The organism is Micromonospora sp. NPDC005206, from assembly GCF_040608175.1.
Taxonomy (GTDB): domain Bacteria; phylum Actinomycetota; class Actinomycetes; order Mycobacteriales; family Micromonosporaceae; genus Micromonospora.
The window spans coordinates 144,746-163,502 of record NZ_JBEXHU010000005.1; the positions used below are offsets into that span (position 1 = coordinate 144,746).

The 18,757-nt window shown below is 72.7% G+C and carries 18 protein-coding genes; 9 read left to right on the forward strand and 9 right to left on the reverse strand.

Going from position 1 to position 18,757, the window contains the following annotated elements:
- Window positions 1-23: 23 nt before the first annotated feature.
- From rocD to ABZU69_RS08840, 3 genes are all read right to left on the reverse strand, one after another.
- A complete protein-coding gene (gene rocD / locus ABZU69_RS08830) occupies window positions 24-1,238 on the reverse strand; it encodes an ornithine--oxo-acid transaminase (RefSeq protein WP_354964008.1) in 1,215 nt (404 codons plus the stop codon).
- A complete protein-coding gene (ddaH, locus tag ABZU69_RS08835) occupies window positions 1,238-2,053 on the reverse strand; it encodes a dimethylargininase (RefSeq protein WP_354964009.1) in 816 nt (271 codons plus the stop codon). The genes rocD and ddaH overlap by 1 nt, the downstream gene beginning before the upstream one ends.
- A gap of 549 nt (window positions 2,054-2,602) precedes the next feature.
- Window positions 2,603-3,430 carry a thrombospondin gene (locus ABZU69_RS08840; protein ID WP_354963796.1) on the reverse strand — a complete coding sequence of 276 codons (828 nt, stop codon included), beginning with the start codon at window positions 3,428-3,430 and terminating at the stop codon, window positions 2,603-2,605.
- Window positions 3,431-3,561: 131 nt separating this feature from the next.
- Between ABZU69_RS08840 and ABZU69_RS08845 the strand changes: the two genes are divergently transcribed.
- Window positions 3,562-4,371, forward strand: a complete 810-nt coding sequence (locus ABZU69_RS08845) for a DNA-formamidopyrimidine glycosylase family protein (RefSeq protein WP_354963797.1) — start codon at window positions 3,562-3,564, stop codon at window positions 4,369-4,371.
- Window positions 4,372-4,383: 12 nt separating this feature from the next.
- Here ABZU69_RS08845 and ABZU69_RS08850 read toward each other — a convergent pair whose 3' ends face one another.
- On the reverse strand, window positions 4,384-5,250 hold the full coding sequence (locus tag ABZU69_RS08850; RefSeq protein WP_354963798.1) for an aminoglycoside phosphotransferase family protein: 867 nt from the start codon (window positions 5,248-5,250) through the stop codon (window positions 4,384-4,386).
- Between the two features lie 81 nt (window positions 5,251-5,331).
- Here ABZU69_RS08850 and ABZU69_RS08855 point away from each other — a divergent pair, with 81 nt between their 5' ends.
- The 4 genes from ABZU69_RS08855 (at window position 5,332) to ABZU69_RS08870 (ending at window position 9,074) form a co-directional block, all read left to right on the forward strand.
- Complete coding sequence (locus ABZU69_RS08855) at window positions 5,332-6,183, forward strand: LLM class flavin-dependent oxidoreductase (RefSeq protein WP_354963799.1); 852 nt, start codon at window positions 5,332-5,334, stop codon at window positions 6,181-6,183.
- Window positions 6,180-6,605, forward strand: coding sequence for a nucleoside deaminase (locus ABZU69_RS08860; protein WP_354963800.1), 426 nt, complete (start codon window positions 6,180-6,182; stop codon window positions 6,603-6,605). Before ABZU69_RS08855 ends, ABZU69_RS08860 begins: the two co-directional genes overlap by 4 nt.
- Window positions 6,606-6,858: 253 nt before the next feature.
- Entirely contained in the window at window positions 6,859-8,124 is a 1,266-nt protein-coding gene (locus ABZU69_RS08865) for an AGE family epimerase/isomerase (RefSeq protein WP_354963801.1), read from the forward strand.
- The gene (locus ABZU69_RS08870; protein WP_354963802.1) at window positions 8,121-9,074 is read left to right on the forward strand and encodes a carbohydrate kinase; all 954 of its coding nucleotides are present in this window, start codon (window positions 8,121-8,123) and stop codon (window positions 9,072-9,074) included. Before ABZU69_RS08865 ends, ABZU69_RS08870 begins: the two co-directional genes overlap by 4 nt.
- 52 nt (window positions 9,075-9,126) lie before the next feature.
- On the opposite strand, the gene ABZU69_RS08875 is transcribed toward ABZU69_RS08870, so the two are convergent.
- The 3 genes from ABZU69_RS08875 to ABZU69_RS08885 all read right to left on the reverse strand — a co-directional run bounded on the left by ABZU69_RS08875 (window position 9,127) and on the right by ABZU69_RS08885 (window position 12,719).
- Window positions 9,127-10,107: a LacI family DNA-binding transcriptional regulator gene (locus ABZU69_RS08875; RefSeq protein ID WP_354964010.1), complete on the reverse strand. Its 981-nt coding sequence runs from the start codon at window positions 10,105-10,107 to the stop codon at window positions 9,127-9,129.
- 72 nt (window positions 10,108-10,179) lie between these two features.
- The gene (locus ABZU69_RS08880; RefSeq protein WP_354963803.1) at window positions 10,180-11,559 is read right to left on the reverse strand and encodes an FAD-dependent oxidoreductase; all 1,380 of its coding nucleotides are present in this window, start codon (window positions 11,557-11,559) and stop codon (window positions 10,180-10,182) included.
- Window positions 11,560-11,582: 23 nt separating this feature from the next.
- Window positions 11,583-12,719, reverse strand: a complete 1,137-nt coding sequence (locus tag ABZU69_RS08885) for a glutamate--cysteine ligase (protein ID WP_354963804.1) — start codon at window positions 12,717-12,719, stop codon at window positions 11,583-11,585.
- 229 nt (window positions 12,720-12,948) lie between these two features.
- Between ABZU69_RS08885 and ABZU69_RS08890 the strand changes: the two genes are divergently transcribed.
- The 3 genes from ABZU69_RS08890 to ABZU69_RS08900 all read left to right on the forward strand — a co-directional run bounded on the left by ABZU69_RS08890 (window position 12,949) and on the right by ABZU69_RS08900 (window position 15,575).
- Window positions 12,949-13,242, forward strand: coding sequence for a DUF6412 domain-containing protein (locus ABZU69_RS08890; protein WP_354963805.1), 294 nt, complete (start codon window positions 12,949-12,951; stop codon window positions 13,240-13,242).
- 99 nt (window positions 13,243-13,341) lie between these two features.
- Window positions 13,342-14,097: a membrane protein insertase YidC gene (yidC, locus tag ABZU69_RS08895; protein WP_354963806.1), complete on the forward strand. Its 756-nt coding sequence runs from the start codon at window positions 13,342-13,344 to the stop codon at window positions 14,095-14,097.
- A 71-nt stretch (window positions 14,098-14,168) separates the two neighbouring features.
- Window positions 14,169-15,575, forward strand: a complete 1,407-nt coding sequence (locus ABZU69_RS08900; RefSeq protein WP_354963807.1) for a carbohydrate-binding protein — start codon at window positions 14,169-14,171, stop codon at window positions 15,573-15,575.
- A 30-nt stretch (window positions 15,576-15,605) separates the two neighbouring features.
- Here the strand turns inward: ABZU69_RS08900 and ABZU69_RS08905 are convergent, their stop codons facing one another.
- Window positions 15,606-16,277 carry a DedA family protein gene (locus ABZU69_RS08905; protein ID WP_354963808.1) on the reverse strand — a complete coding sequence of 224 codons (672 nt, stop codon included), beginning with the start codon at window positions 16,275-16,277 and terminating at the stop codon, window positions 15,606-15,608.
- A 100-nt stretch (window positions 16,278-16,377) separates the two neighbouring features.
- Window positions 16,378-16,992, reverse strand: a complete 615-nt coding sequence (locus ABZU69_RS08910) for a DUF1349 domain-containing protein (RefSeq protein WP_354963809.1) — start codon at window positions 16,990-16,992, stop codon at window positions 16,378-16,380.
- Between the two features lie 93 nt (window positions 16,993-17,085).
- Here ABZU69_RS08910 and ABZU69_RS08915 point away from each other — a divergent pair, with 93 nt between their 5' ends.
- The gene (locus tag ABZU69_RS08915; RefSeq protein WP_354963810.1) at window positions 17,086-18,744 is read left to right on the forward strand and encodes an alpha-amylase family protein; all 1,659 of its coding nucleotides are present in this window, start codon (window positions 17,086-17,088) and stop codon (window positions 18,742-18,744) included.
- The last annotated feature ends 13 nt before the right edge of the window (window positions 18,745-18,757 follow it).

An 18,757-nucleotide genomic window follows, 5' to 3' on the forward strand; every position in this document is an offset into this window, starting at 1 on the left:
CCCGCCTTTCATCACGTTCCGGGTCAGCCGGCCAGCACGGCCGCGAGCTGAGCGACCGCGAGGTCGATCTCCTCCTCGGTGATCACCAGCGGCGGGGCGAGCCGGATGGTGGAGCCGTGCGTGTCCTTGGCGAGCACGCCGCGCTCGGCGAGCCGCTCACACGCCTCGCGCCCGCTCATCAGCGCGGGGTCGATGTCCAGACCGGCCCAGAGACCGCGGACGCGTACCCCGACCAGGCCCTTGCCGACCAGCCCCTCCAGACCAGCCCGCAGCCGCTCGCCCAGCTCGGCCGAGCGGCGCTGGAACTCGCCGGTGGCCAGCAGCCGGACCACCTCGATCGCCACCGCGCAGGCCAGCGGGTTGCCACCGAAGGTGGAGCCGTGCTGGCCGGGCTTGAGCACGCCGAGCACGTCGGCGTTCGCGGCCACCGCGGAGACCGGCACGATGCCGCCGCCGAGCGCCTTGCCCAGCAGGTACATGTCGGGCACGACGCCCTCGTGGTCACAGGCGAAGGTCGCACCGGTACGCCCCAGCCCGGACTGGATCTCGTCGGCGATGAAGAGCACGTTGCGCTCGGTGCACACCTCGCGTACGCCCGGCAGGTAGCCGTCCGGCGGCACCACCACGCCCTGCTCGCCCTGGATCGGCTCCAGCAGAACGGCCACGGTGTTCTCGTCGATGGCGGCGGCCAGCGCGTCCAGGTCGCCGTACGGGACCACGGTGAAGCCCGGGGTGTACGGCCCGAAGTCGGCGCGGGCGTCCTCGTCGGTCGAGAAGCTCACGATGGTGGTGGTCCGGCCGTGGAAGTTGCCCTCGGCCACCACGATGTTGGCCTGACCGGCGGGCACGCCCTTGACCTGGTAGCCCCACTTGCGGGCCACCTTGATCCCGGTCTCCACCGCCTCGGCGCCGGTGTTCATCGGCAGCACCAGGTCCTTGCCGCACAGCTCGGCCAGCTCCCGGCAGAAGTCGGCGAACTGGTCGTGGATGAAGGCCCGGCTGGTCAGCGTCAGCCGGTCGAGCTGCGCGTGCGCGGCGGCGATCAGCTGCGGGTGCCGGTGGCCGAAGTTGAGCGCCGAGTAGCCGGCCAGGCAGTCCAGGTAGCGCCGGCCGTCCACGTCGGTGAGCCAGGCGCCCTCGGCGGAGGAGATCACCACCGGCAGGGGGTGGTAGTTGTGCGCCGTCCAGCGCTCGGCGTCCCGGACCGCTCCCGGCGTCCGCAGGATGTCATCCACGATCACTTGCTTGCCTTTCCCTGACGGAGTCGCAGCGTGCAACACTTCGGTCCGCCGCCGGCCTTACGCAGCTCGGACAGGTCGACACCGATGGTCTCGTAGCCCCGGTCGCGCAGCTTGGCGGCCAGGTCGGTGGCCTGCGCGGGCAGCACCACGTGCCGCCCGTCGCTGACCGCGTTCAGCCCCAGCACCTCGGCGTCGGCCATGGTGGCGTGCACGGCGTCGGGGAAGAGCCGGCGCAGCACGGCCTGGCTGCCGGGGGAGAACGCCTCGGGCAGGTACGCCACGGTCCGCTCGTCGAGCACGGTCAGCGCGGTGTCCAGGTGGTAGAAACGCGGGTCGACCAGCTGCATGGTGATCACCGGGTAGCCGAAGACCTCCTGCAACTGGGCGTGCGAGGCGTGCGCGGTGCGGAAGCCGGTGCCGGCCAGCAGGTGGTCGCCGGCCAGCAGGACGTCGCCCTCGCCCTCGTTGACGTGCTTCGGGTCGTACATCTCGAAGCCGGCGGCCTCGAACCAGGCCCGGTAGGCCGGGGCTTCGTCGGCGCGCTGCGGGTCGCGGAACTGCACGGCCATCGCCTTGCCGTCGATCACGGTGCCGCCGTTGGCGGCGAAGACCATGTCGGGCAGGCCGGGCACCGGAGTGATCTCCTCGACGGTGTGGCCCAGGTCGCGGTACGTCTGGCGCAGCTGCTCCCACTGCCGGACGGCCAGGTCGGCGTCGACCGGCGCGCTCGGGTCCATCCAGGGGTTGATCGCATAGTCGACGGCGAAGTACGTCGGCCGGCACATCAACAGGCGCTGGCTGGTGGCGTCCATCGTCATTGTGGTGCTCCCAGGTGTCGGGCGCGCCCGGCCACCGTGGCCAACGGGCTGGCGCCGTTGCTCAACGTTATGCGGCGTCAGCGGCAGGATCCACCACTGAGAGTTGCGCGGACCGAACATTCGTTGCGTATGGATGGTCCGCGACTGCGATTCGTTGCGTCAGAGCTTGGCGAGGCGGGATTCGTGTTTCCGGCCACTGGTTGTCGCCGTGCTCGAGGTCGTCTGGCGCGTCGACCAGCGGGTCGGGTGAGCCTTCGTGCGGCCTTTGCTCTGCTTCAACGGGCGCAACACGCGACGTCCGTTTACCGGACGTGCGGTGTTGCGTGGGGTGAAGCAGAGCAAAGGACACCGTGCACGTGGTCCTCCGCGCTGCGGGACTCCTCGTGACGGGCCTGGCGAGCTGGGCCGGAAAACACTTCAGGGGCGGCGAACCCGCCGCCCCTGAAAGGGTGTCGCCCGGCCGGTGAACCACCGGGGTGTTCGGGCTGCCGGCGAACCACCGGCTTTTCGCCGGTGCATCACCGGCGAGCGGAACAGTGCCCGCTAGAAACGGTCGACAAACTGTGAGTCGAGCCACTCGCGGAAGCGCTGCACCCAGTCGCCGTCGGTGGTCGGCCAGTCGAACTGGCCGGTCATCGCCAGCACGCCGATCACCACCGCGGCCAGCCCGATCAGTACGCCGAACAGCGCGTCGGTCTTGCCGGCGACGTGCCGGCGGCGGGTGGCCATCAGGCCGAGCACCGAGAGCACCGCGCCGAGGGCGCCGAGCCCGATGCCGTACCCGGCCAGGGTGCCGGTCAGCACGAAGAGCGCACCGGCGACGGAGACGATCAGGCCGAGGGTGGCGAGCAGGCTGGCCCGTGGCCTCGGGCCGCGCGTCACCGTCGGCTCGGGCGCGGTCCGGTCGGGGGTCGGGTCGAATGGGCGGTCGGTCGAGACCCGGTCCGTCGTGTCGGGTCGCCGGGTCGTGCTGGCGAGGTCGGCGTCCCGGTCGGCGGTGCGCTCGGTGGTCGGGTCGGTGCCGGGCCGGGGCTCGGTCTCCACGGGCCGGGCGGTGGCGGGCCGTGGATCGGTCTCCGCCGGTCGGCCGGTGGCGGCTCGTGCAACCGCCGCCCGCTCGCTCGCCCGCCGCTCGGCCTCACCGGCCTGGTCACCGGTCGCCGTGGGGCTGCGGTACGTCGTCTGGTCGGCGTCCCGCTCGGTGACCACGGGGCGGCCCGCAGTCTCGTCGTCGGGTCGGCTCACGCGGGCCGCCGATTCGTCCCGGCCCTCGACGACCGGGGTGTCGCGGCCGTCAATGCGGCCGTCGAGGTTCTCGTCCCGCGTCGGTGCCGGCTCGGACCGGCGGGACAGCGAAGGAATCCTGACCACAACACACCTCCTGATGAATGCGTGGTGGCCGACGGAACGGGTGGCACCCACGCGGTACCGCCCTGAAATACCCACCTGGGCGTTTCCTGACACCAATCCCGGGTACGGCCGACTCGCTATCCTTGGCACCCGTGCCAGAGGGACACACCATCCACCGCCTGGCGGCCCGGCACGCCGAGTTGTTCGCCGGGGACAAGCTGCACGCCGCCAGCCCGCAGGGCCGCTTCGCCGAGGGCGCCGCCCGGCTCTCCGGCACCGTCCTGGAGAGCACCGAGGCGTACGGCAAGCACCTGCTGCACCACTACGCCGGTGAGCTGACGCTGCACGTGCACCTCGGGCTGTACGGGAAGTTCACCGACGGGTCGGGGGAGCCGCCGGAGCCGGTCGGCCAGGTGCGGCTGCGGCTGGCCAGCGACCGGCACTGGCTGGACCTGCGCGGGCCCACCGCCTGTGAGCTGCTCACCCCGCCCGAGGTGGTCGCACTGCGAGACCGCCTCGGGCCGGATCCGCTGCGCGCCGATGCCGATCCCGAGCGGGCGTACGCCCGGATCTCCCGCAGCCCGACGCCGCTGGCCGCGCTGCTGCTGGACCAGTCGGTGGTGGCCGGTACCGGGCTGATCTTCGTGACCGAGGCGCTGTTCCGGGCCGGGCTGCCGCCGACGATGCCCGGTCGAGGGCTGACCCGTGCCGGTTGGGACGCGCTCTGGGTCGACCTGGTCGGGTTGATGCGGCTCGCGGTCGAGCACGGCCGGATCGACACCGTGCGCGACGCGCACCTGCCGGAGGCGATGGGGCGGCCGGACCGGGTGGACCGGCACGGTGGCGAGGTCTACGTCTACCGCCGCCCCGGCGCGCCCTGCCACGTCTGCGGCACCGAGGTCAGCCGCGGCGAGCTGGCCGGGCGCAACCTCTACTGGTGCCGTACCTGCCAGCCCGCCTGATCGGCCGGTCGGTCACTGCTCGTCGAGCAGCCACCGGACCACCTCGACGTTGTGCGCGAGAAGCGCGTCGCCGTCGAGACTCCAGGCCAGCGTGTGCCCGATCGTCCAACCCCGGACCCGCTCCCGGTCCAGCCCGAGCTCGGTGCTGAGCCGGTCCAGCCGGTGCTGGACGGCGGCCGGCGAGTGGCCGAGCTCCCGACCGCGCACCATCGGCACCACCGAGAAATCCCGCTCGCCGGTCAGCGGCTTCGGGTCGATCACCAGCCACGGCTCCCGGTCGGCGGCAAGCACGTTGCCGGCGTGCAGGTCCTGGTTGACCAGCACCTGCTCGCCCTGGCTCGACGCCAGATCGGTGAGCAGGGCGAGCGCCGCGTCGAGCAGCCGCCGCTCGTACGGCCGGCCGGCCCGTTCCCACTTGCGGGGCATCCGGTCGATCCAGCCGGCGGCCTCCTCGGCCAACGGGGTGAACGGCGCGCCGGCCGGCCGCCAGAGCCGGGGCAGCAGCCCGGTCACCGCGTCCAGCGCCCGGTCCACGGGCAGCTCGTGCAGCGGAGTGCCGGGTTGGCAGCGCTCCACCAGAAGGGCGCGTCGTTCCGGGTCGTGTGCGAGCGGCCGGATCGCCCCGTCGCCGTCCCAGTGGGCCAGCGCGTCGGCCTCGTGCCGGCTGTCCTCGTCGGGGTACTGGAGCTTCAGAACCGCCGGAGTGCCGTCGGGCAGGTCGGCGGGGAGCGCCAGGGAGGCGTAGGCGTACCGAAAGGGCGAGCCGAGTCGTAGCGACCATCGCTCGGTGCACTCCGTCAGCCATGTCGGGAGTGTGGCGAGCCAGGCCCGGCCCGCCGGTGACGCACGTACCCAGTCAAGTCCCTCGGGTAGATCCATCCGGCCATCCTGGGGCATCCACCGCGCTGTTGTGGGATCACGATGTTCACACGCCGGTCCACACTGGCTAGCGTGGGACCCGTGCACATTGGCGTGAACGTACCGAACTTCGCCCCGGGCACCGACCCTGACATGTTGCGACAGTGGGCGCAGACGGTCGAGGGTCTCGGCTTCGACCTGCTGATGGTCTCCGATCACATCGCGGTGACCCCGGACGTGGCCGAGCAGTATCCGGCGCCGTTCTACGAGCCGTTCACCACGCTGTCCTGGCTGGCCGGGGTGACCCGCCGGATTCGGCTGGGCACCACGGTGCTCATCGTCCCGTACCGGCACCCGCTGCTCACCGCCCGGATGGCGGCGAACCTCAACCGGCTCAGCGGCGGCCGGCTCGTCCTCGGTGTCGGCGTCGGCTGGGCCCGGCAGGAGTTCGAGGCGCTCGGCGTGCCGTTCCGGCGGCGCGGCGCGCTGACCGACGATTACCTGCGTGCCATGCGCGACGCCTGGCAGAACACCGACGACTACGACACGGGTGCGATCCCGATCTGGGTCGGCGGCAACAGCGAAGCCGGCATGCGTCGCGCGGCACTGCTCGGTGATGCCTGGCACCCGCTGCGGGTCACGCCCGGATGGCTGGCCGAGGCAGCCGGACAGCTGAAGGCCGTCGCCGACGAACTGGGTCGCCCGGTGCCCGCGTTGATGCCGCGTATCGCGCTGCGGGAGACCCCTGATCCGGTCACCGACCCGGGCCGGCTCGCCGGGGTCGGCGCCATCGACCAGATCATCGCCGACATCGACCAGGTCCGTCTGCTCGGCGCGGAGACGGTGGTGCTCGACCCGTTCAACGGCGACCTGACCGAGATCCGCCAGCCCGAACGCGCCTGGCGGACCCTTGCGGCCGTGGCCGCCCACCACAGATCCCAGGAGGGTCGATGACACCCGACGACGAGACGTTTCTCCGCCGCGCCGTGGAACTCGCCAGGCAGGCAGGGGCTTCCGGCGAACGACCGTTCGGCTCGTTGCTGGTCGGTGCGGACGGCGTCGTCCTGATCGAGGACCACAACACCGTGGTCTCCGACTCGGACATCACCGCTCATCCGGAACTGAAGCTGGCCCGCTGGGCCGCTCGGGAACTCTCCCCCGACGTGGCCGCCGGCGCCACCATGTTCACCAGTTGCCAGCCCTGCCCGATGTGCGCGACCGCGATCAACCGGTCCGGCCTCGGACGGGTGGTGTACGCCCTGTCCAGCGAGCAGTTCGAGACGGTCAAGCCGGCCACCCCGCCGCTGCCCCCGGTCCGGTACGAGGGGCCGGCGCTGTTCGATGAGGCGCGCCAGCCGATCGACAACTATTACTGACCACAGCTGTGGCTGGTCCGGTGCGGTGTGACGAACCGGAATTGACAGTCGGCCGGCTGCCGGAGCAGGGTTGAGCGGTGACAACGATGTCAACGGGCAAAAGGGAGGAATCGTGCGTCATGATCCTCCCCGCTGTGCATCCGGCGCGGCCAGCCGGTTCGCGGCGTCCCGTTGGCGGTTTCCCGGCGCGGACCCGGTCCGCCCGCCGATCCTGGCCGTATGTTCCTTCCCTACCCGACGGTGACCAGCTGAGATGACCGACGTGCCCCGATCCGACGCCGAAAAGACCCCTGCTCCGGCAGGATCACCCGACCTGCCCGACCTCGATCTGTTCCTCGCCGGCCAGACCCACACGCTGCTCGACACGGCGCGGCGGGCGGTCCGGCCCGAGGGCGGCTTCTGGTGGCTGACCGACGACCGCACCCCGGACCGCGGCGAGCCGCTGCACACCTGGATCACCTGCCGGATGACCCACGTGTCCGCCCTCGCCCACCGCAACGGCGACCCGGACGCGGCCGCTCTGGTCGACCACGGAATCGCCGCGCTCAGCACGCTGCTGCGCGACGACCGGTACGGCGGCTGGTTCGCTGCCGTCGACCAGCAGGGCGCGCCCACCAACGAGCGCAAGGCCGGGTACGACCACGCGTTCGTGCTGCTCGCCGCGTCCGGCGCGGCGCGCGCCGGGCGGCCCGGCGCGGACCGGCTCCTCGACGACGCCCTGGCCGTGGTGCGGGACCGGTTCTGGGACGCCGAGGTTGGCGCGGTCCGCGAGTCCTGGAACCGCGACTGGACGGTCACCGAGGACTACCGGGGCGCGAACAGCAGCATGCACATGGTCGAGGCGTTCCTCGCCGCCGCGGCCGCCACCGGCGACGCGAGCTGGACCGACCGGGCGCTGCGGATCGGCACCCATCTGGTGCACGGCGAGGGCGCCCGGCACGACTGGCGGCTGCCCGAGCACTTCACCGCCGACTGGGCACCGCTGCCCGACTACAACCGGGACCGGCCCGCCGACCCGTTCCGGCCGTACGGCTCGACGATCGGGCACTGGCTGGAGTGGGCCCGCCTGCTGCTGGAGCTGGAGGCGGTTCTGCCGCAGCCGCCGAGCTGGCTGCTCGCCGACGCCCGCGCCCTGTTCGCCGCCGCCGTACGACGGGGCTGGGCGGTCGATGGCGCCGACGGCTTCGTCTACACCATCGACTGGGACGACCGGCCCGTCGTCCGCTCCCGGATGCACTGGGTGCTGGCCGAGGCGATCGGGGCGGCGATCACCCTGCACCGGCGCACCGGGGACGCGGTCTACGCCGACTGGTACCGGGTGTTCTGGACCTACGCGCGCCACCACCTGATCGACGACGCCGGGTGGCGGCACGAACTGGACCCGCGGAACCAGCCCGCCGGCACGGTCTGGCACGGCCGGCCGGACGTTTATCACGCGTACCAGGCCGTGCTGCTGTCCCGCTCGGCCGACGCGCTCGGCGGCCCCGGCCCGCTCGCCCCGGGCGAGGTGCCCGCGTGATCGTGGTGGCGGGTGAGGCGCTCATCGACCTGGTGGTCACCGCCGAGGGGCAGCGGGCGGTGCCGGGCGGATCGCCGGCGAACGTGGCGGTCACGCTGGCCCGGCTCGACCAGCCGGTGCGGCTGCTGGCCCGGCTCGGCGCCGACGAGTACGGCCGTCAGCTCGCCGAGCACCTGAGCGCCAATCAGGTGGACCTGGACTGGGCGATCCGCGCCGAGCAGCCGACTTCGGTGGCGGTGGCCACCCTGAACGCCACCGGGCAGGCCAGCTACGAGTTCCGGCTGGCCGGCACGGCGGACTGGCAGTGGACGCCGCAGGAGTTGCCCGAACTTGCGGGTTCGCCGGCGACCGCCCTGCACACCGGGTCACTCGCGCTGGCGCTGGCACCGGGCGCGCAGGTACTGGAGGACCTGCTTGCCCGCGAACGCCGCCGGGACGGGCTCACCGTGTCGATCGACCTCAACCTGCGTCCGAGCATCGTCACCGACCGGGCGGCGGAGCAGGCGAGGGTGCGGCGTCAGGTGAGCCTCGCCCACCTGGTCAAGGCCAGCGACGAGGACCTGGCCTGGCTCTACCCGGATCGGACGGTGTCCGACGTGATGGCCGAGTGGCGCGAGGCCGGGGTGTGCTGCGCGGTGGTGACCCGGGGTGCCGACGGCGCCTGGCTGCTCGCCCCGGACGGCTCGCTGCACGAGGAGCCGGCGGTGCCCACGACCGTGGTCGACACCGTCGGGGCCGGTGACGCGTTCACCGGCGGCCTGCTGGCCGCGCTGGCCGACCTCGACGCCCTCGGTGACCGGCCGGCCGACCGGCTCGCCGCGCTGACCCCGGCGCAGTGGGCCCGGGTGCTCCGGCAGGCCGCGCTGGTGGCCGCGCTGACCTGCGCCCGTCGCGGCGCGGACCCGCCCCGCCGGGCCGAGGTGGAGGCCCTGCTCGGTGCCGTGAGCTGAGCACCGCGCCGGCCCGACCCTCGCTCGGGTCTCGGGTCGGCGCGATCGGCCGTCAGGCGGCCGGCGGGGTCAGGCCCCGACGCAGCAGCCGGGTGGGGAGCACGGTGGTCGACGGTGGGGAGTCGTCACCGGCGATCCGCTGGAACAGCCGTTCGCTGGCGATCCGGGCCAGCTCCCGGGTGTCGTACCCGACGACGGTGAGCGGCCTGGGCATCAGGTGGGCCAACTCGAAGTCGTCGAAGCCGACCAACGCGGCGTCGCTGCCCCGCCGGTGCAGCTCCTGCAGGGCGCCGACGGTGATCCGGTTGTTGCCGCAGAAGAACGCGGTGGGCGGGTCCGGCAGGTCGAGCAGCGCGGCGACGGCCCGTCCGGCCTCCTCCGGCGCGATGAGCCGGTCGCGGACCAGCGACTCGTCGGGCTCGATCCCCGCGGCGGCCAGCGCCGCCCGGGCGCCGGCCAGCCGCTCACGAATGGTGGGCACGCTCGGCGCGCCGAGCAGGACACCCACCCGGCGGTGCCCCTCGTCGAGCAGGGCGCCGACCCCGGCACGGCTGCCGCCCTGGTTGTCCAGCAGCACGGCGTCCGCGAGCAGACCCTGCGGCGGCCGGTCCAGGAAGACCACCGGCATGCCCAGCTCGACCTCGCGGCGCAGGAACGAGTGGTCCGGGCCGGCCGGCACCACCAGCAGCCCGTCGACCCTGCGCTGGGTGAAATCCTGGAGCAGGGCGCGTTCCCGCTCCGGGTCCTCCTCGGAGGAGGCGGTGATCAGCATCGTCCCGTGCGCGGCGGCGATCTCGGCGGCCACACTGGCGATGGTGGCGTAGAACGGGTTGGCGATCTCCTCGATGAGCAGCCCGACGGTGGCGTTGAGCTGTCGGGAACGCAGGTTGCGGGCGATGTCGTTGCGCCGGAAGCCCAGCTCGGCGATGGCGGCCAGCACCCGACCGACCAGTTCCTGCCCCACCGGCTCGTCGTTCACCACCCGGGAGACGGTCTTCAGGCTGACCCCGGCGTGCCGGGCCACGTCGACCATGGTCGGGCGTCGGCGCGCGGTCGGCCGGGTCGGGGTCTGCGTCACGGGGGGGTCCTCCACGGGCGGCGCGGGTCAGCGGTCGACGGCGGCGAGCACGTCGACGGCTTTTCGGGCGGCGATCAGCACCGGGTCCCACACCGGCGCGTACGGCGGAGCGTAGCCCAGGTCGAGCGCCGTCATATCGTCCACCGTCATGCCGTTCCACAGCGCCACGGCCAGCGTGTCGATCCGTTTGGCCGCCTCGGACCAGCCGACGATCTGCGCGCCGAGCAGTCGACCGCTGGGTCGCTCGGCGATCAGTTTGACGGTCATCCGCCGGGCGCCGGGGTAGTAGCCGGCCCGGTTGGTCGAGTCGGCGACCACGGAGATGAAGTCGAAGCCGGCCGCGGTGGCGTCCCGCTCGCGCAGGCCGGTCCGGCCCACCTCCAGGTCGCAGACCTTCGTGACGGCCGTGCCGATCACGCCCATGAAGGTGGCGTACCCGCCGCCGATGTTGATCCCGGCCACCCGGCCCTGCTTGTTGGCGTGCGTGCCCAGCGGTATGTGCACCGGCATCCCGCTGACCCGGTGCAGCGTCTCCACGCAGTCGCCGGCCGCCCAGATACCGGGCATGCCGGGGACCCGCATCCGGCGGTCCACCCGGATCGCGCCGGTCGGCCCGATGGGCAGCCCGGCCGCCTCGGCGAGGGCGGCGTTGGGGCGTACGCCCAGGCCCAGGACCACGACGTCGGTCGGGATCGGCCCCTCCGCGGTGACCACCGCGGAGACCCGGCCGTCGCGCTGCTCCAGGCCGGTCACCCGCAGGCCGGTGCGGATCGTGAGGCCCAGGCCGCGCATCGCGTCGGCGACCAGCTCGGCCATGTCGCCGTCCACGGTCGCCATGGGCTGGTCGGCCGCCTCGACCAGGGTGACGGAGAGGCCGCGCTGGATCAGGGCCTCGGCCATCTCGACGCCGATGTACCCGCCACCGACCACCACCGCCCGGCGCGGCTGCGGCTCGCTGTCCAGCCAGTCGCGCAGCGCGGCCCCGTCGTCGAGGGTCTGCATGCCGAACACGCCGCCCGCGTCGGTGTCCGCCCACGGCGGCTTCACCGGCATCGCGCCGGCGGCGTACATCAGCTCGTCGAAGCGCTCGCGGACCTCGCCGCCCTGTTCCAGGTCCCGGGCGACAACCTCGCGGCGCTCCAGGTCGATGGCGGTCACCTCGTGGCGTATCCGCACGTCGATGGCGTACTCGGTGCGGAACGTCTCCGGGGACCGGGCGATCAGATGCTCCGGGCCGGGCACCAGGCCACTGATCCAGTACGGGATGCCGCACGCCGAGTAGGAGGTGAAGTGGCCGCGTTCGAAGACCACGATCTCCAGGTCGTCACGGACGCGGCGGCGTCGGGCCTGGGACGCCGCCGACATGCCGGCGGCGTCCCCGCCGATGACGATCAGTCGTTGCGCCACGGGACCATCCTGTCACGCGGTGATCAGCCGCGGGTCTGTCGCGCCACGTCCTGCACCACGTCAATCAGCCGTCCGGTGCGGGCGAACACCGCCCGCTGCCGCCCCGCGCCGCTGCCGTGCCGGCGCAGCACGCTCAGCAGGTCGGTCACCTCGGCCCAGTCGCCGTGCTGCTCCAACGCCGGTCGCATGCGTTCCACGAACCGGTCCAGCAGCTCCCACGCCGGGCGCAGCTCGCCGGTGGTGACGTCGACGGCGTCGCCCTCCAGGCCGTCGTGGGCGGCCCGCCAGTGTGCGCCGACCAGCAGGTGGTGGTCGGTGGGCAGCGCGGGTCGGTCGGCCTCGACGTCCGACATGGCGGTGGCCACCAGGGCCCGGACCAGCGCGGCGACCAGCACGGCGTCGTCCACCGACGGGCAGACGTCGCCGATCCGCAGCTCCACGGTCGGGTACTTCGCCGACAGCCGGGCGTACCAGTAGAGCATCCCCTCGTCGAGCATCACCCCGCTGGCGATCAACTGGCGGATCAGCCGCTCGTAGTGCTCGTGCGACTCCAGCCAGGGCGTCGGCGCCACCGACGGCCAGCGTTCCCACTCCACCGAGCGCCAGCTGGCGTAGCCGGTGTCCTCGCCGCGGGCGAACGGGGAGTTGGTGGTCACGGCGTGCAGCATCGGCAGCCAGGGCCGGACGTGATTGAGCACCTGCACGCCGGTCTCCGGGTCGGGGACACCCACGTGCACGTGCATGCCGTTGTTGCCGGGGCCCGGGACGAGCAGCCGGAACCGTTCGATCATCCGGTCGAAGCGGGGCTTGTCGACCACCGGCGGCACCGGACCGTCGACCGGCCCGGTGCCGATGGCCAGCAGCCGTACGCCGGCCCGCTCGGCGGCGTCGGCGAGCGCCCCGCGCAGCACGGTCAGGGAGTGCCGGATCGAGGAGAGCTCAAGGCCGGGCGGGCTGCCAATCTCGATCTGGCTGGTTTGGAACTCCCGCTCCACCTGCCCGCGCAGCTCCGCCGGCACCTGTTCGAGGACCAGGTCGACGGCGGGTACCGCGGCCCCGGTGTGCGGGTCGACGAGCAGGAACTCCTCCTCGACACCCACGGTGAGCAATTCGGTCCCCGCGGTCGTCCCGCTGGGCACCTCCGCCACCTGGCCGGTCATCGCCACCACCGTCCGTTCCTGCCGGTCGCGGTCCGTCCGCGTCGGTCGGTCGTTTGGTTACCCACCGTGGCGATGGCGGGAAACGTGGTGACGGCGCGTCGGACCGCGTGTCGGGCGGACACCGCGCGTCGCGGACCGCGTGTCGGCCGCCGCCGGGTTCGCCCCCCACGTGCCGACGGGTGGCCGCGATTCGATCGGCTGGCGTGACACCGGGCCCTAGGCTGAACCCGTGCCGGTACCGGTGGGGCTTCTCGGGGTTGCGTGGATTTCCACGTTCGCGCAGCTCACCCTGCTCGCGCTGCGCCCGGCTGACCTGCTCGCCGGCGTCGCGTTGACCGCCCTGGTGCTGCTCGCCGTGCTGCTCGCGGCGCGCGTGCCCGGTCGCTCGGGAGTGCCGGGCGTCGCCCGGCGCTGGACCGGGCTGCGGGCCCGCTCCCGTGGTCGCCGGGTGCCCCGGCAGGTCGACCCCGACGCGGCCGGCCGGCCCCGCCCCCGCGCACCCGGGCACCCCTCGGCCGCGTAGCGCGACGCCGCCGCGCGGCCGATCCCGCCGTCATCGGTTCTCCCGTCGGGCGGACGCCGCCGGGGGAGGACCCACCGGAATCGGACCGAGGGGTTTCCCATGCTCGCCTTCGCACCTCTGACCGGCGTGGTCGGCGCCGCCGGCACCGCGCTGTCCTGGCTCACCGATCTGCTCGAACCGTTGGCCGGCGGCATGGCGACCGCCGCCGCCATCGTGCTGCTCACCATCGCCGTGCGGTTGCTGATCTCGCCGCTCACCGTCGCCCAGGTCCGCGGGGAGCGGCGCCGCGCGGCGCTCGCCCCGCAGGTCCGTGATCTTCAGCGGCGGTACGCCGACGACCCGACGAAGCTCCAGAGCGAACTGTTCGGGCTGTACCGCTCGGCCGGCGCCAACCCGATCGCCGGCTGCCTGCCGTTGCTGCTCCAGGCACCGTTCCTGCTGGTGCTGTACCGGCTGTTCACCACGAGTGAGGGCGGCACCGGGCTGCTCCAGGAGCGGCTGGCCGGGGTGCCGCTGGGCCACCACCTCGGCGACGGGCTGGCCGGGGCGGCCGGTCCGCTCTTCGCCGTACTGCTGGCGGCGCTGCTGGTGTTGGCCTGGTGGTCGTCGCGGCGGGCCCGCCGGGCGTCGGCGGCGGTCGGCACGGTGGCCGGTACGCCCACCGAGGGCCCGGGTGCGGCGACGCTCGGTCGGCTGCTGCCCCTGCTGCCGTTCACGACGGTGCTGGTGGCGCTGGTGCTGCCACTCGCGGCGGTCATCTACCTGGTGACCACGACCGCCTGGTCGGCACTGGAGCAGGTGGTGCTCCGCCGGCCGCAGGCCACTCCGGCGCGCGCCGATATAGATCGACGTTGACAACTGTTTCGTTGGGACGTACAACTCTGAGAGAGCGCTCTCTCGACCCGTCCCCGCAGAGAGGCACATCCATGTCACCTCCTCCGGCGGCCATCGCCGCCCCGCCCGTCCGACGCCGGATGCTGGCGTCCGTCCTGCTCGTCGCCACCACCACCGCCCTGGCCGGGATCACCGTGACCGCGCAGGCCGCCGTGCCGCCCCCCGCCGCCGGTTGGAGCACCGTCTGGAGCGACGACTTCACCGGCGCCGTCGGCACCCTGCCGTCGCCGGCCAACTGGATCATCGACACCGGCCACAACTACCCCGGCGGCCCGGCCAACTGGGGCACCGGAGAGATCCAGAACTACACCGCCAGCACCGCCAACGTCAGCCACGACGGTGGTGGCAACCTGCGGATCACGCCGCTGCGCGATGGTGGGGGCGGCTGGACCTCCGCCCGGATCGAGACCGTGCGCAGCGACTTCAAGGCCGTGGCCGGCGGTGTGCTGGCCATCGAGGGCCGGATCCAGATGCCGAACGTCACCGGCGCCGCGGCGGCCGGCTACTGGCCGGCGTTCTGGGCGCTCGGCGCACCCTACCGGGGCAACTATCAGAATTGGCCGGGCATCGGCGAGTTCGACGTGATGGAGAACGTCAACGGCATCAACTCGGTCTGGGGAGTGCTGCACTGCGGCGTCGCGCCGGGCGGACCGTGCGACGAGTTCAACGGCATCGGCGCTTCCCGGGCCTGCCCGGGCGCGAGCTGCCAGTCCGCGTTCCACACCTACCGGTTCGAGTGGGACGCCTCCATCAGCCCGCAGCAACTGCGCTGGTACGTCGACGGGCAGCTCTACCACACCGTCACGCAGAGCCGGGTCGGCGAGCCGGCCTGGTCGCAGATGACCTCGCACGCCGGCTACTTCCTGCTGCTCAACGTGGCGATGGGCGGGGCGTTCCCGAACGGGGTGGCGGGCAGCGGCACGCCGACCGCGGCGACCGTCCCCGGTCGGCCGATGCTGGTCGACTACGTGGCGGTGTACCGCCGCGGCGGCGGGACCACCCCGCCGCCCACCACCCCGCCGCCCGGCGGCAGCAGCGACGCGTACGGGCAGATCCAGGCCGAGGCGTTCAACGGGCAGAACGGGGTGCTCGTCGAGGCGTGCGCCGAGGGCGGGCAGAACATCGCCGCGCTCCGCAACGGGGACTGGGCGCGCTACGACGGCGTCGAGTTCGGCTCCGCAGTGCCCCGGGACTTCGTGGCCCGGGTGGCCTCCGGGGCCGGCGGTGGGGTGAGCGGTCTGGTCGAGGTGCGGTTGGACAGCCCGACCGCCGCGCTGATCGGCAGCTTCGCGATCGGCAACACCGGCGGCTGGCAGAGCTGGCGCTCGGTGCCCGGCAACGTCAGCGGCGTGACCGGCCGGCACACCGTCTACCTCACCTTCACCAGTGGGCAGCCCAACGACTTCGTCAACGTCAACTGGTTCACTTTCCGCCGCTGAACGCCCAGTTCGGCTGAGCGGGCACGCGGATCAGCGACCGGCGGTCACCGACCGCCGGTCGTCGCGCGTCCGGCGACGGCGGACCTTGCGGATCACCCAGCCGACCACCATGACGACGAAGACCGCGACGATCGCGTAGTTGAACCAGTCGCTGTACCGCTCGACGTCCTGCCAGCGGCTGCCGAGCGCGTAACCGGCGCCGACGATGAGGGCGTTCCACACCCCGCTGCCGATCGTGGTGAGCAGGATGAACTCGCCCAGCGGCATCCGGTTCGCCCCGGCCGGGACGGAGACCAGGCTGCGGACCACCGGCACGACGCGGCCGATCAGCACCGCCCACCGGCCGTGCCGCTCGAACCAGCGGTCGGCCCTCTCCAGGTCGTCGGCGTCCACCAGCGGGATGCGGTCCAGCCAGCGCTTGAGCCGCTCCTCACCCAGCGCCGCGCCGAGCCAGTAGAGCACCAGCGCGCCGGCCAGCGAGCCGACCGTCGCGGCCACCACCACGAGCACCACGTTGAACCGGCCCTCGCTGGCCAGGTAGCCGGCGAGCGCCAGCACGATCTCGCTGGGAATGGGCGGGACGATGCTCTCCAGCGCCACCAGCAGCGCGACACCGACCGGCCCCATCCCCTCGATCACGGTGGCCACCCAGCCGGTCAACCCGGTGAACCTGGTCGGGTCGACATTCTGGGCGAGCGCCATGGTCGGTCCTTCCGGGTCGGCGGCCGGGGGGATCGGATGGTCATACCCGATCGGTGCCCGGCCACACCTGCCGGTGAGCCGGGCCACCTCGCCGTGCCGGTCAGTGCTCCGGGTGCAGCGCGGTGTCGGCCGGCCCCTGCCGCCAGCCGGTGAACACCACGGTGAGGCCGGCGCGGACCGGCGCGCAGCAGAACGGCCCGGCCGTGGCCTCGGCCGTCGGGTCCAGCGGGGCGAGCCGGACCAGCCGCCACGGTTCGTCGTCGATCCGCGCCCGGACGGTCAGCGCGTCGCCGGCCCGGCTGACCCGGACCGTCACCTCCCGGCCCGCCCACTCCGGCACCGGTGCCACCGACCAGTCGGAGAACTCCCGGGTCACCACCGCGCCGAGCTGGAGTTCGACGTCGCTCACCTCGACACCGGCCTTGATCCAGTTGCGCTCGTCCACCCGGACCAGCGCACCGGCCTGGTCGAACTGCCCGGTGAGGTCGAGCCGGAAGCTCACCTCCATGGCGCTGCCGACCGGCAGCGGGGCGAGCAGGGCGGGGCCGTTGTCGTGCACGAACCCGTAGCTGGTCCGCCGCCAGAGGTCGCTCTCCGCCGCCGGTTCGACGACCAACTCGCCGGCCGGGCTCTCCTCGGCGCGGACCGGCGGATACAGCCAGCCGCCCCGGGCCCAGTCCAACGGTTCGCTCGGCGGTACGAGGTCGATCTCCATGACCGGCACGGTACCGGCCGGAAGCGACCGTCCCGGCTCCGCCGCCCGTCGGCCGGGTTTGCCGCGCCGATCCACGGGAGAAGTTCCTCCGGCATGGGTGACCGTTGGTATTCCGAAGCCGTCGTCTACTGCCTCGACATCGACACGTACGCCGATTCCGACGGCGACGGGGTTGGTGACATCCGTGGGCTGATCGGCCGGCTGGACTACCTGGCCCGGCTGGGCGTGACCTGCCTGTGGCTGCACCCGATCCACCCGTCACCCAACCGCGACGACGGCTACGACGCCACGGACTTCTACAACGTGGACCCGCGCTTCGGCACCCTCGGCGACTTCGCGGAGCTGCTGCACCAGGCGCAGAACCGTGGCATCCGCGTGATCATCGACCTGGTCGTCAACCACACCTCCGACGAGCACCCGTGGTTCCAGTCCGCCCGCTCGTCGCCGGACTCGCCGTACCGCGACTGGTTCGTCTGGTCCGACACCGAGCCGGCCGACCGGCACCAGGGCATGGTCTTCCCCGGTGAGCAGAACGAGACCTGGAGCTACGACCGCACCGCCAAGGCGTGGTTCTACCACCGGTTCTACAAGTTCCAGCCGGACCTCAACTTCGCCAACCCGGAGGTCCGGGCGGAGATCAAGAAGGTCATGTCGTTCTGGCTCCAGCTCGGCGTCTCCGGCTTCCGGATGGACGCGGTGCCGTTCATCATCGAGCTGACCGAGCCGGGCAACCCGAACTCGCCGAAGGACTTCGAGTTCCTCACCGAGATGCGCCAGCACGTGCAGTGGCGGCGCGGCGACGCGGTCCTGCTGGCCGAGGCGAACGTCGAGCCGGACCAGCTGCCGACGTTCTTCGGTGACGCCGGCGGCTCCGGCAACCGGATCCACATGCTCTTCGACTTCATGCTCAACGGTCGACTCATGCTGGCCCTCGCCCGACAGGATCCGGAGTCGCTGATCGAGGCGCTGCGGGACACCCCGACGCTGCCCGTCGGTGGGCAGTGGGCCACCTTCCTGCGTAACCACGACGAGATCGACCTGTCCCGGCTCACCACCGAACAGCGCAACCAGGTGTACGCGCAGTTCGGCCCGGACGAGAACATGCGCATCTACGACCGGGGCATCCGCCGCCGACTTGCCCCGATGCTCGGCAACGACCGGCGTCGCATCGAGCTGGCGTACGCCCTCCAGTTCTCGCTGCGCGGCACGCCGGTGCTGCGCTACGGCGAGGAAATCGGGATGGGGGAGGACCTGTCGCTGCCCGGCCGGGAGGCGATCCGTACCCCGATGCAGTGGTCGTACCAGCCGAACGCCGGCTTCTCCACAGCGGACCCGGAGAAGCTGGTCCGCCCGGTGATCGACAAGGGTGAGTTCGGCTACCAGAGGGTCAACGTCACGGCCCAGCGCGGTGACTCGAAGTCGCTGCTCGCCTGGTTCGAACGCATGATGCGGACGCTGCGTGAGGCACCGGAGGTCGGCTCCGGCTCGACCACCCACATCGACGTGCCCGCGCCGGCCGGGGTGCTGGCGCACCGGGCGGACGGGCCGACCGGGACGATGGTCTTCCTGCACAACCTGGGCGCCGACGACGTCGAGGTGGACCTGAGCACCCTGGAGGCGGAGGCCGACCTGCCGAACGACGTGCTCGCCGACCGCGGCTACGGAGAGCTGGGCAAGCTCGGCGCGGTCAAGCTCTCCGGCTACGGCTACCGCTGGATCCGGCTCTGTCGGGGCTCGGTGGGGACGGGTTAAGCTCCACCGACCG